The following is a 12,961-nucleotide window of genomic DNA, read 5'->3' as shown; positions in this document are numbered from 1 at the left end:
GGAGAGGGGCCTGCCTGTCGTATCAACCGCCCCTCTCCCGGGCCGCCTTCGGCGTCTCTCGACCTCTCCCCGGCGGAGAGAGGTGAGTGGTCAGCGCCCCTTCCACTCCGGCTTGCGCTTCTGGGCAAAGGCCAGCGGGCCTTCGCGCAGGTCTTCGCTGCGGAACAGGGCGCCGACGGCGGAATATTTGCCCTGGCCTTCGTAGGCGGCGCGCAGGGACGGTTCTTCCAGCCCCTTCAGCACAGCCTGCTTCGACGCGCGCAGGGACAGCGGCGACAATTCGCACATGGCCGCCGCCAGCGCCTTGGCGCGTGTGAGCAGGTCGGCCGCCGGCACGACTTCGGTGACGAAACCCAGTTCCTTGCCTTCGGCGGCCGATACGGTGCGGGCGGTGAGGATCATCGCCATGGCCCGGGAAACGCCGATGGCGCGCGGCAGGCGGTGCAGGCCGCCGGCCAGCGCGGCCAGGCCAACCTTGGGTTCGGGCAGGGCGAAGGTGGCATTTTCCGATGCCAGGATGATGTCGGCCGCCAGCGCCACTTCAAAGCCGCCGCCCATGGCCACCCCGTTCACAGCGGCGATCACCGGCTTGTCGAGATCCCAGCGGCTGGTGAGCCCGCCAAAGCCTGACGGCGGCACGGTGATGGCGTTGCCTTCGGCCTGCCACCTGAGATCGTTGCCGGCGGAAAAGGCGCGTTCGCCGGCGCCGGTGATGATCGCCACCCACAGATCGGGATCGGCAGCGAAATCGTTGAACACTGCATCCAGCTCGGCATTGGCGGGCGGGTGCAGGGCGTTCATGCGATCGGGCCGGTTGATGGTCACCATGAGGATGCGGCCGTCTCGTTCTACCGTCACATGTTCATATGCCATTGCAGATCCTCCCTTGATGCCATGCTTGTGCCATGGCGGGCGGACGGCGGCGGACTGATGAAAGGGTGGGGGCGCTGGATGGCACAAAGGAAAAGGGCCCGGCCATTTGCCTGGCCGGGCCCTTTCGTGACGAGACATGCCGTCGTAAGCCGATTTTGGCACCACTCGGCGCCGGCCAGGGTCAATGCCCCCATCTACCCCGGCCGGCGCGCGCAGCCTAAGCCCATCCTGGTTGACCCGATCAGGACCGGCGCGCAGCGGTGAAAGACAATCAGGGCTACCCCTTGCGTGGCCAGACCTGGTGTCTATTCTCTGGGAATGCGTCCCTCGCGGTGCACACCCGTTGGCATGTGATATGCCGATTCTTTGTCGCTGTCAGGGCGCAGAATGCATTGGCCCGCAACGATTTTGCCGACTGTGGCATGGTTGCAACAATTGGTTAGGGTTAAGTGAAAGGCGTGCCGCTTGCCCTGACCGCCAGCCATGCTAAGGCCGCGTTCACAATCGAACCGCGAAGAAGAGACCATCGTGCGACTGTCCCGCTATTTCATGCCTGTCCTCAAGGAAACGCCCGGCGAAGCCCAGGTGATTTCCCACCAGCTGATGCTGCGTGCCGCGATGGTGCGGCAAACGTCGTCGGGCATCTATGCCTGGCTGCCGCTGGGCAAGCGCGTGCTCGCCAATATCGAGCGTATCGTGCGCGAGGAGCAGGACCGGGCTGGCGCCATCGAAGTACTGATGCCCACCATCCAGTCGTCGGACCTGTGGAAGCAGTCGGGCCGCTATGATGCCTATGGCCCGGAAATGCTGCGCATCACCGATCGGCACGACCGCGAGATGCTGTTCAGCCCGACCGCCGAGGAGCTGTTCACCGCCATCTTCCAGAATGGCGCCAAGAGCTATCGCGACCTGCCGCGCAACATCTACCAGATCCAGTGGAAGTTCCGTGACGAGGTGCGCCCGCGCTTCGGCGTGCTGCGCGGGCGGGAATTCCTGATGAAGGATGCCTACAGCTTCGATCTGGATTTCGATGGCGCGGTGCACAGCTACAACCGCATGTTCATCGCCTATATGCGCACTTTCCAGCGCATGGGGCTGAACGCGATCCCGATGCAGGCTGATACCGGGCCGATCGGCGGTGATCTTTCCCACGAATTCATCGTGCTGGCCCCCACGGGCGAAAGCGACGTGTTCTACCACGAGAATTGGCTGAAACCGCGCGACACCAGCACCATCAACGCCGATGATCGCGCCGCACTGGCCGCCTTCATCGACGGGCTGAACGCCGATTATGCCGCCACCGATGAAAAGCGTGATCTCGCCGCCGAAGCCGCCTGTGGAACGGCGCTGAAACAGTCGAAGGGCATCGAGGTCGGCCAGGTCTTCTATTTCGGCGACAAATACACCACCCCGATGGGCGTGACCGTGCAGGGTCCGGATGGCGCGCCTGTCACCCCATTGATGGGCAGCTATGGCATCGGCGTGTCGCGGCTGGTTGGTGCCATCATCGAGGCTTGCCATGATGAGGCCGGCATCGTCTGGCCGGACGCCGTCGCGCCGTTCAAGGTCGCGCTCATCAATCTGCGCGCCGATGATGCGGCCTGCCAGGCCGCCTGCGACAAGCTCTATGCCGATTTCACTGCGGCCGGCGTTGATGTGCTCTATGATGATCGCGACGAGCGCGGCGGTGCCAAGTTCGCCACCGCCGATCTCATTGGCTTGCCGTGGCAGGTGATCGTTGGCCCCAAGGGTCTGGCGGCCGGCATCGTCGAACTGAAGCGCCGCGCCACCGGCGAGCGCGTGGAAGTGCCGATCGAGGCGGTTGTGGGGAGGGTGGGCTGATCTTGGCGCGTGCCGCCCCTCTCCCCCGCATCAAGTGCGGGGCAGGCCTCTGCCGCCTTCGGCGTCTCTCGACCTCTCCCCGGCGGGGAGAGGTGGGCCGTTCTTCACCTCTCCCCGCCGGGGAGAGGTCGACTCGCGAAGCGAGCGGGAGAGGGGCCGATCACCCATGATCACCGCCTATGAGCGCATGGTTGCCCGGCGTTACCTGATGCCGGGGCAGGGGGAAGGCTTCATCTTCCTGGTCGCCGGCATCAGCCTGGTGGCCGTGGCACTGGGCGTTGCCGCGCTGATCGCGGTGATGAGCGTGATGAACGGCTTTCGCGCCGAACTGTTTGACCGCATCCTGGGCCTGAATGGCCATGCCGTGGTGCAGGGCTATGGCGGGCGGCTGGAAAACTGGCCGCAGGTGATGGCCGACACGCGGGCGCTGCCCGGCGTGACGCAGGCGCTGCCGTTGATCGAACAGCCGTTGATGGGCAGCTTCGGTGGCCGCGTCGAAGGGGTGATCGTGCGCGGCATGCGGCTGGCGGACATTCGCGCCAATCCTGAAATTGCCGGCAATATCCGCGGTGGCTCCCTGGAGGGGCTGGCGCCGGGTGCCAACACGGTGGCCATCGGTGCCCGCCTTGCCGAACAGCTGGGCGTGCGGGTGGGCGAACAGATTTCGCTGATCAATCCCGCCGGCCAGTCCACGCCGTTCGGCACCGTGCCGCGCATCGTCGCCTATACGGTGGTCGCGGTGTTTGAAGTGGGCGTTTACGATTACGACAAGGCCTTCGTGGTGATGCCGCTGGAGGATGCGCAGACGCTGCTGCGCCTCGATGAGGCCGTGGGCATGATCGAGGTCGTCACCGACAATCCCGACAGAGCCAAGGCCATATTGGAACCGCTGCGCCAGAAACTCGCTGGAATTGCCGTGATCAACGACTGGCAGGCCAGCAATTCGGCGCTGTTTTCGGCGCTGGTGGTGGAGCAGACGGTGATGTTCTGGGTGTTGTCCATCATCATCGTCGTGGCGGTGTTCAATATCCTCTCCTCGCTGATCATGCTGGTGCGCGCCAAGACGCGCGACATCGCCATCCTGCGCACCATGGGCGCCAGCCGGGCGGCGATGATGCGCATCTTCATGACGGTGGGCACGCTGATCGGTGCGGCCGGGGTGGCGGCGGGGCTGGTGCTGGGCTTCACCCTGCTCACCTTCCGCCAGTCCATTGTTGATGGCGTCTCGCGGCTGACCGGCACCGATATCTGGGACCCGTCGGTGCGCTATCTCACGCTGCTGCCGGCCAAGACCGATCCGATGGAGGTGCTTGGCATCGTCATTCTTGCCGTGCTCCTGAGCTTCCTCGCTACGCTGTATCCGGCGTGGAAGGCGGCCTCTACCGATCCGGTGACGGTGCTGCGCTATGAGTGAGCCGGTGCTGCAGGTCACGGGCCTGGCCCGCAGTTTCGAACAGGGCGGCGCCCGCATCGATGTGCTGGCCGGCGTCGACCTGAGCGTTGCCCCTGGCGAGATCGTGGCGCTGCTGGGGCCATCAGGATCGGGCAAGTCCACGCTGCTGCAGGCGGTCGGTCTGCTGGAAGGCGGCTTCACCGGCGATATCAGGATCTGCGGTGAACCCGTTGGCAGCCTTGATGATCCGGGCCGCACCCGCGTGCGCCGGCAGCGGCTCGGCTTTGTCTATCAGTTCCACCATCTGCTGCCCGATTTCACCGCGCGCGAGAATGTGATGCTGGCCCAGATGGTGGCCGGCGTACCGGAAACCGGTGCCGCCACGCGCGCCGATGAATTGCTCACATCGCTTGGCCTCGGCGCGCGTCTCACGCACAAGCCGGCGCAATTGTCGGGTGGGGAACAGCAGCGCGTGGCCGTCGCCCGCGCGCTGGCCAACCGCCCGGCGCTGGTGCTGGCCGACGAGCCGACCGGCAACCTTGATGAGGGAACGGCGCAGCTTGTGCTGACCGCCTTCCTCGATCTGGTGCGCTCATCGGGCGCTGCTGCGCTGGTCGCCACGCACAATATCGCCCTGGCCCAAAAGATGGACCGGGTGGTCAGTCTGTCGGGCGGACGGCTGGTGGCCAGTTAGGCGGCAGCCGCCCGGCGGCGGCGCTGCACGGCGCCAGCCAGACCAAAGCCCGCGATCAGCATGGCCCAGCTGGCTGGTTCGGGAATGGCGGACGGGGCAGGGCCTTGCACGCGGCCGCAATCATTGCCGGTGCCGCACAGGGCGAACGGGCCGGGGCCGGCAACCCAGCTCGGGTCACCGGGCGCGCCGCCGAAGTTCACGGCAATGCCTTCGATCCCGCCGGTCTGGCCATCGCCCAGCAGATCAGAGCCGTTGAGATCGAACACCAGCACGCCATTGGTGGAGGTCCAGGCCGCCACCAGCGCATTGCCGGAGAAACTGGCTGTGAAGTTGCTGATTTCGCCGCTGAAGGCGTTGAGCTGGAAATCCTCGTTGAGATCGTTGCCGGTGAAGCTGCCCGACACGTTGGCGCCGCCGTCGAAACCGGACTGGACAAAGCTGTAGAGACCGTCACCCAGGCTGGAGACGATCACGAACTGGTTGCTCAGCGTCTGCGCAGCCATCGCCGGCGCGGCAAGGCTGGAGGCGAGCAGTGACAGTGCCAGCAGGTGATTGCGGATGTGATTGGCTCTCCGATTGGTGCCTGCGTAGTCAACCACAAGATGGCTAACCAAAAATGAAGATTGCACGATTGGCAGTGAGCAACTTGAATAATCACCCCGGGACGAAGGCCGGACGCGGCGGGCGCCAGACAGAAACGGCGCGGCCGCCACCTGGGGCTGCCGCGCCGCCGTGATTGGGCCCGTCGTTGGTGCGAGCAGATGGCTTATTGCGCCGTCCAGCCGCCATCGACGGGGATGGCGATGCCGGTCATCTGGGCGGCGGCTTCGCTCGACAGGAAGGCGGCGAGTTCGCCCATCTGTTCCGGCGTGGCAAACTGCTTGGAAGGCTGCTTGGCGATCAGCAGGTCTTCGGTGGCCTGAGCAACGCTGATACCCTGGGCGGCGGCCTTGTCCTCGATCTGCTTCTGCACCAGCGGGGTGTGCACCCAGCCCGGGCAGATGGTGTTGCAGGTGATGCCGGTGCCGGCGTTTTCCAGCGCAACCACCTTGCTCATGCCGACCACACCATGCTTGGCGGCAACATAGGCGACCTTGTGGGTGCTGCCGATCAGGCCGTGCACGGAGGCGATGTTGATGATGCGGCCGAAGCCCTTGGCCTTCATGTGCGGCAGCGCCGCCTGGATGCCATGGAAAATGCCCGACAGGTTGATGGCAATGATCGCATCCCAACGCTCGGCCGGGAAATTCTCGACGCTTTCGGTATATTGGATGCCGGCGTTGTTGACGAGGATGTCAACCGAGCCAAAGCTGCTGACGCACAGTTCCACCATCGCCTTCACGTCGGCCGGCTTGGAGATGTCGGCGCCGCTGTAGACGACCTTCACGCCATATTTGGCTTCCAGATTGGCGCGTTCGGCTTCGATCGCGGCGGCGTCACCAAAACCGTTGATGACCAGGTTGGCGCCCTTGGACGCCAGCACATTGGCAATACCCAGACCGATGCCGCTGGTAGAGCCGGTCACGATCGCATTAAGTCCCTTGAGCATGCTTTATCCCCCGATGATTGCACTTGGTTGAGAAACTGGCTGATCAGGCTGGCGGCGCTTTTCCCCGATATCGCGCTCTGCCAAGATTTTGTGTCCGCTTGATGAAGAGTTCGCAGCTGCGGCGAATCGACCTTGCCGCTTTCCCTGTCGCGGGTTATCCAATCCTTCTACCGCGAAATCAACGTTGACGTGCGGTAGACGGGGGACATGTTATGGCATCGGGGAACGGGCGCGCTGCGCCAGCCTATGTTGCAGGCGCGAACAGCAAGAAAGTCAATTTGGCGTTGCAGGGTGGCGGTGCGCACGGCGCCTTTGCCTGGGGCGTGCTCGATCGCCTGCTGGAAGATGGTCGGGTGGCCTTTGATGCCGTCTCCGCCACCAGCGCCGGCGCGATGAATGCCACGGTGCTCGGCTATGGCCTGACCATCGGCGGCGCCGACGGCGCCCGCGAGGAGCTGGAGAAATTCTGGAAGAAGATCAGCGACGAAGGCGCCAAGGGGCCGCTGCAACCGTCGTGGATCGACAAGGCGCTGAACAACCACAGCCTGGATTACAGCCCGGCCTTCATGATGATGGACATATTGTCCCGCATCATGTCGCCCTACGAACTCAATCCGATGAACATCAACCCCTTGCGCAAGGTGCTGGAAAGCTCGGTTGATTTCAACGTGCTGCGCGAGGGCTGCCCGGTCAAACTGTTCCTGTCGGCGACCAATGTGCGCACCGGCAAGGTCAGGATGTTCGAAAACCATGAAATCGGCCCGGATCAGGTGCTGGCTTCGGGCTGCCTGCCCTTCATGTTCCACACTGTCGAGATCGATGGCGAGGCCTATTGGGACGGCGGCTACATGGGCAATCCGGCGATTTTCCCGCTGATCTATGGCAGCCAGACCAACGATGTCGTGATCGTCCACATCAATCCGCTCAATCGGAACGAGATTCCGAAAACGGCCAAGGACATCATGAACCGCATCAACGAGATCAGCTTCAATTCGAGCCTGATGCGGGAAATGCGGGCGATCGCCTTTGTCAGCCATCTGATCGACGATGGCCAGCTGCAGGACGACAAGCATCGCCGCATGCTGATCCATTCGATCATGAACGAAGAGTACATGACCAGCCTGGGCGTCACCAGCAAGCTGAACCCGGATTGGGGCTTCATGAAGACGCTGCGCGATGTGGGCCGCGCCACCGCCAGCAAGTGGCTGGACGAACATTTCGATGATGTCGGCGTGCGCTCGTCGACCGACATCAAGTCCGCCTTTCTCTGACATCCAAGCACGGGGGAAACGATGACACCGGAAGAAATACTGAAACTGCCGTCGATGCCGGCAGTGGCGCCCAGCTATCCGCTGGGGCCCTATCGCTTCATCAACCGCGAATTCATGATCATCACCTATGAAACCGATCCGGTGCTGCTGCGCGCTGCCGTGCCGGAACCGCTGGTGCCGAACGCGGACAACCATGTTCTGTATGAATGGATCCGCATGCCCGACAGTTCGGGCTTTGGCGATTATACCGAAAGCGGCATCGTGATTCCGTGCACCTTCAACGGTGAACCGATCAACTATACCGCCCAGATGTATCTGGACGATCAGCCGCCGATCGATGGTGGCCGCGAAATCTGGGGCTTCCCCAAGAAATATGCGCTGCCCAAGCTGGAAGTGGCGTCCGACACGCTGACCGGCACCTTGTCTTACGCCGGGCAGACGGTGGCGATGGGCACCATGGCCTACAAGTGGCAGGAAGCCCCCGGCGGCTGCGAGGCCCAGGCCAAGGGCATGACCAAGACATCGTGCAATCTGAAGATCATCCCCGATGTCGATGGCAGCCCGAAGATCTGCCAGCTCGTCGCCTATAATCTGGAGAATATCACGGTGAAGGGCGTCTGGGTCAGCCCGGCCCGGCTGCAGCTGATCCCGCATGTGAACGCGCCGGTGGCCGATCTGCCGATCCTGCGCATCGTGGGCGGCAAACATTTCGTTTCCGACCTCACGCTGCCGCATGGCCGCGTGCTGTTCGATTACATCAAAGACGCTGCGGGCTGAGGGGGGACCGGACATGAACAAGCAGGATGTGCTGAAACTCAGCTCGATGCCGTTGCAGAGCCCGACCTATCCGACCGGGCCCTACAAATTCTTCAACCGGCAGTACATGATCATCCAGTATCGCAGCGATCCGGCAGTGATCCGCAAGCTGCTGCCGGAGCCCTTGTTGCCCGATGGCGACGTAGTGTCGGTGCAGTGGCTCGATCTGCCCGATGGCGAAGGCTTTGGTGCCTATTCGGCCGCCGTGCAGACGATCCCGTGCACGCTGAACGGGGAGAAGTGCAATTTCCTCGTGCAGATGTATGTCGATAACTGCCCGCCACTGGCTGGCGGTCGCGAAATCTGGGGCTATCCGATGAAATATGGCCAGCCCAAGCTGGTCACGGCGAGCGACACGCTGACCGGCGAACTGGTCTATGCCGGCCAGAAGGTGGCCAGCGGCACCATGGTCTACAAGCACAGCAGCCCCAGCGACATGGGCGAGATCGAGGCGATGCTGAAGCGCACCCAGGTGACGCTGAAGCTGATCCCCGACATCGACGGCACACCGGCGATTGCCCAGCTGGTTGGCATCAATTTTGCGCATGTTGTCGTGAAGGGTGCCTGGACCGGGCGGGCGCGGCTGGAGATGGTGCCGGCCGTCAACTGCCCGATGGCCGATCTGCCGGTGCATGAGCAGCTGGGCGGGCTGCACATCGTGACCGACATGACGCTGCCGTACGGCAAGGTGCTGCACGACTATCTGGCCTGAGGCTGGAACGTCTGACGTGATTGCGGGGCGGGCGGGGGCAACTTCGTCCGCCCCAGTGATTTCAGGCGGAGAAGTAGAAGGAAACAGAGCCTCCGGCGGGCAGGCCTGAGGCCTGCACCCAGTTGCTTGCCCGCCCGCTATGCCGAATTTTCGTCGTGGGGCACGCGCCAACGAAAGTGGACCCAGGGGCTCAGTCCCTGGCCGCCGAAGGCAGTTTTGCCTGTGAAATATTAGTTGGGGACAAACGCCGCGCCTTGGTTGGCAGCGCGGGCCCGTGCGCCCATAGTTTGCCCGTGCCTCACGCCGGATTCGTCCCTCTTCGCTGCCACAGCGCCTATTCGATGCTGGAAGGTGCCATCCAGCCGGAAAACCTGGCCAAGGCGGCGCGTGAACTGGGTTTCCCGGCGATTGGCCTGGCAGACCGGGCCAACATGTTCGCCGCGATGGATTTTTCCGCCGCCGCCAAGGATGCCGGTGTTCAGCCGCTGATCGGTGCGTTGCTGCCCATCGAACGGCCGGGCTCTGCGACCTTGCAGGGCAAGGCGCTGATTGATTGGCTGGTCGTCTATGCCCAGGATGCGGCGGGCTATACCAATCTCATCGGCCTGGTGTCGGATGCGCATCTGGGTTCCGAGATGGCCGGCGATCCGGTGTTGCGGCTGGAACAACTGGACGGGCGCACGCAAGGGCTGATCTGCCTGACCGGCGGTGCCGATGGCGCGCTGGCGCGATTGCTCGCCGAAGGCCAGAGCGTCGATACGATGGCCGATCGGCTGCAAGGGCTGTTCCCCGGCCGGCTCTACATCGAGATTTCGCGCAGCGGCGACCTCGTCGAGCAGAAGAGCGAGGCCGGCCTGCTGCGCCTGGCCGAAGCGCGGGCGCTGCCGATCGTGGGCACCGCGCCGGTGAAGTTCCTCACGCCCGACATGCACGAGGCCCATGATGTGCTGTTGTGCATTGCCGACAGCAGCTATGTCGAGGCCGAGGACCGCCGTCGTTCCAACCCGCAGCACTGGCTGAAATCCGCCGACGACTGGCACCAATTGTTCGCCGATCTGCCCGAGGCCATCGCCAACTCCATGGTGGTGGCGCAGCGCTGCGCGATGATGGCACCCAGCCGCAAGCCGATCCTGCCGCGCCTGTCGGAAGGCGGCGAGGATGAGGCGCTGCAGGCCCAGGCCGCGGCGGGGCTGGAAAGGCGGCTCGATGTACTTGGCCTCGGTGATGAGGCGCGCGCGCCCTATCGCGAGCGACTGGCGTTCGAGATCGATGTCATCAACGGCATGGGTTTTGCCGGATACTTCCTGATCGTGGCCGATTTCATCGTGTGGGCGAAGGGGCAGGGGATTCCGGTGGGGCCGGGGCGCGGGTCTGGCGCGGGCTCGGTGGTGGCGTGGTCGCTCACCATCACCGATCTCGATCCGCTCGAGCATGGCCTGCTGTTCGAACGCTTCCTCAACCCCGATCGCGTCTCGATGCCGGACTTTGACATCGATTTCTGCGAAACGCGGCGCGGCGAGGTCATCGACTATGTCCAGCAGCGCTATGGCCGCGAACAGGTCGCGCAGATCATCACCTTCGGCAAGATGAAGGCCCGCGCCGTGCTGAAGGATGTTGGCCGCGTGCTGCAGATGCCCTATGGCCAGATCGACCGGCTGGCCAAGCTGGTGCCCAGCCACCCCACCGACCCGTGGACACTGGCCCGCACCCTGGGCCGGGGACATGACAAGGACGGCAAGGCCTATCTGGGCGAAATGGCGTTCATGGTGGAGGTCGAGCGCGATCCCAAGGTGAAGCGGCTGGTCGATATCGCCCTGCAGCTGGAAGGCTTGCCGCGCCACAGTTCCACCCACGCGGCCGGCGTGGTGATCGGTGATCGGCCATTGTCGCAGCTGGTGCCGCTGTACCGCGATCCGCGCTCGGACATGGCGGTGACGCAGTTCGAAATGAAGGCCGCTGAAAAGGCTGGCCTCGTCAAATTCGATTTCCTCGGCCTGAAAACGCTTTCCGTTCTGGATCGTGCCGCCTCCATGCTGCGCGCCCGCGGCGTCGAGGTGGACTGGGCGACACTGCCGATGAACGATCCAGCCGTTTACAAGCTGATCGCCGAAGGCGACACGGTGGGCGTGTTCCAGTTTGAATCGGAAGGCATGCGCCGCGCGCTCAGCCAGGTTCGCCCCGATTGTTTCGCCGATATCGTCGCGCTGGGCGCCCTCTATCGCCCCGGCCCGATGGACAATATTCCCAGCTTTGCCCTGCGCAAGGCCGGCCGCGAGAAGGTGGAACTGCTCCACCCGCTGATGGAGCCGATCCTGCGCGAAACCTATGGCATCATCGTCTACCAGGAACAGGTGATGAGCCTGGCGCGGGAACTGGCCGGCTACAGCCTCGGTCAGGCCGATTTGCTCAGGCGCGCCATGGGCAAGAAGATCCATGCCGAAATGGTGGCGCAAAAGGCCGATTTCTGCGCCGGCGCCGCCGCCAATGGCATCGAGGAAGCCACGGCCGACGCCATCTTCGAGTTGATCCTGAAATTCGCCAACTATGGCTTCAACAAGAGCCACGCGGCGGCCTATGCGGTTGTCAGCTATCACACCGCCTGGCTGAAGACGCACCACCGTGCCATCTTCTATGCCGCGTCGATGGCGTATGACGTCGACAACACCGACCGTCTGGCCGTGTTCGTTGACGATGCGCGCCGCGCCGATGTCGAAGTGCTGCCGCCGTGCATCAACGTGTCGGCGGCCGATTTCACCGTGGAGGATGACGAGGATTTTGGCTTGTCGGTGCGTTATGCGCTGGCTGGCCTGAAGGGCGTGGGCCTGAAGGCGATGGAAGCACTGGCCGCCGAACGGGACGGGAAGGGGCCTTTCAAGGACCTCGCCGATTTCGCCCGCCGTGTTGATCCGCGTGGCCTCAACAAGCGCCAGCTGGAAAGCCTGATTGCGTCGGGCGGCTTTGATGCACTCCACCCCAATCGCGCTGGCGTCCACGCCCTGGCCGAAGCCATCATGGCCAGTGCCCAAGCCGCCGCGCAGGAACGCGAGAGCGCGCAGGTCGCGCTGTTTGGCGATGCCACCGGCGTGGCGGATCATGCCAGCCTGGCCCTGATGGTGCCCAACATCGATTGGACGATGGCGCAGCGCATGGCGCATGAGCAGGAGGCATTCGGCTTCTTCTTCAGCGGTCACCCGGTGGATGCCTATGCCAATGTGCTTACCGCCAATCAGGTCGTCAGCTTTGGCGAGGTGGCGGGCATGACGGCGCCGCTGGGTGGCGGCAAGAAGATGGTGATGATGGCCGGCCGGCTGGAAGAACGGCGCTGGCGCAATACGCAAAGCGGGCGGCGCTATCAGTTCCTCACCTTTTCCGATCGTTCCGGCCAATATGTCACCAGCTGCTTCGACGAGGAATTGCAGGAGAAGATCGAGACGCTGGTGAATGAGTCGCCGGCGCTGCTGATCGGCATGGAATTGCAGTGGAAGGAGGGCGAGGATGTACCGCGCCTGACCATGCGTTCCTGCCAGCCGCTGGCTGATCTGGCCCGGCGCACCCGCGGCCGGCTTGTGGTGCAGCTCGCCCACCCGGCGGAAGTGGATGTGTTGCTCGGCGTGATCGGCCCTTCGCCGGCAAGGGGCCGTGGCGAGCTGGTGGCCGAAGTCAGCACCGAAGCCGGCACGGCGCGGCTGGTGCTGGGCCGGCACTTCCTGATCGATGCCGATCTGGAAGCCGCCGTGGCGCGCGCGCTGGGGCTGGAACGGGTGGTGCAGGAAGTGCTCGACCCGCCGCAACTGGCGCTGGTGGGCTAGGG

General features: G+C 64.0%; 10 protein-coding genes. 7 read left to right on the top strand and 3 right to left on the bottom strand.

All coding sequences use genetic code 11. From position 1 onward, the window contains the following. Positions 1-90 precede the first annotated feature (90 nt). Entirely contained in the window at positions 91-873 is a 783-nt protein-coding gene (locus D619_RS0110000; RefSeq protein WP_017668450.1) for an enoyl-CoA hydratase-related protein, read from the bottom strand. A 528-nt stretch (positions 874-1,401) separates the two neighbouring features. On the opposite strand from D619_RS0110000, the gene proS reads away from it, so the two are divergent. The 3 genes from proS to D619_RS0109985 all read left to right on the top strand — a co-directional run bounded on the left by proS (position 1,402) and on the right by D619_RS0109985 (position 4,802). Then, on the top strand, positions 1,402-2,715 hold the full coding sequence (proS, locus tag D619_RS0109995; protein ID WP_026090926.1) for a proline--tRNA ligase: 1,314 nt from the start codon (positions 1,402-1,404) through the stop codon (positions 2,713-2,715). A gap of 187 nt (positions 2,716-2,902) precedes the next feature. Beyond that, a complete protein-coding gene (locus D619_RS0109990; protein ID WP_026090925.1) occupies positions 2,903-4,129 on the top strand; it encodes a lipoprotein-releasing ABC transporter permease subunit in 1,227 nt (408 codons plus the stop codon). Continuing rightward, positions 4,122-4,802: an ABC transporter ATP-binding protein gene (locus tag D619_RS0109985; protein WP_017668447.1), complete on the top strand. Its 681-nt coding sequence runs from the start codon at positions 4,122-4,124 to the stop codon at positions 4,800-4,802. Before D619_RS0109990 ends, D619_RS0109985 begins: the two co-directional genes overlap by 8 nt. Here D619_RS0109985 and D619_RS0109980 read toward each other — a convergent pair. Further along, positions 4,799-5,401 (bottom strand): PEPxxWA-CTERM sorting domain-containing protein, encoded by a 603-nt coding sequence (locus D619_RS0109980; protein ID WP_017668446.1) that lies wholly within the window; start codon positions 5,399-5,401, stop codon positions 4,799-4,801. The two genes, D619_RS0109985 and D619_RS0109980, sit on opposite strands and share 4 nt — an antisense overlap. A 167-nt stretch (positions 5,402-5,568) precedes the next feature. Next, positions 5,569-6,351: a 3-hydroxybutyrate dehydrogenase gene (locus D619_RS0109975; RefSeq protein WP_017668445.1), complete on the bottom strand. Its 783-nt coding sequence runs from the start codon at positions 6,349-6,351 to the stop codon at positions 5,569-5,571. 284 nt (positions 6,352-6,635) lie between these two features. Here D619_RS0109975 and D619_RS0109970 point away from each other — a divergent pair, with 284 nt between their 5' ends. The 4 genes from D619_RS0109970 (at position 6,636) to dnaE (ending at position 12,959) form a co-directional block, all read left to right on the top strand. Beyond that, positions 6,636-7,622 carry a patatin-like phospholipase family protein gene (locus D619_RS0109970; RefSeq protein WP_206536359.1) on the top strand — a complete coding sequence of 329 codons (987 nt, stop codon included), beginning with the start codon at positions 6,636-6,638 and terminating at the stop codon, positions 7,620-7,622. 21 nt (positions 7,623-7,643) lie between these two features. Then, complete coding sequence (locus D619_RS0109965) at positions 7,644-8,399, top strand: acetoacetate decarboxylase (RefSeq protein ID WP_017668443.1); 756 nt, start codon at positions 7,644-7,646, stop codon at positions 8,397-8,399. Between the two features lie 13 nt (positions 8,400-8,412). Then, positions 8,413-9,150 (top strand): acetoacetate decarboxylase, encoded by a 738-nt coding sequence (locus tag D619_RS0109960; protein WP_017668442.1) that lies wholly within the window; start codon positions 8,413-8,415, stop codon positions 9,148-9,150. Between the two features lie 293 nt (positions 9,151-9,443). Next, positions 9,444-12,959, top strand: a complete 3,516-nt coding sequence (gene dnaE / locus D619_RS0109955) for a DNA polymerase III subunit alpha (RefSeq protein ID WP_026090924.1) — start codon at positions 9,444-9,446, stop codon at positions 12,957-12,959. The last annotated feature ends 2 nt before the right edge of the window (positions 12,960-12,961 follow it).

The sequence above is a fragment of the Sandarakinorhabdus sp. AAP62 genome (genome assembly GCF_000331225.1).
GTDB lineage: Bacteria > Pseudomonadota > Alphaproteobacteria > Sphingomonadales > Sphingomonadaceae > Sandarakinorhabdus.
The sequence above is the reverse complement of the archived record's forward strand: the minus strand, read 5'-3'. Positions and strand labels throughout refer to the sequence as shown.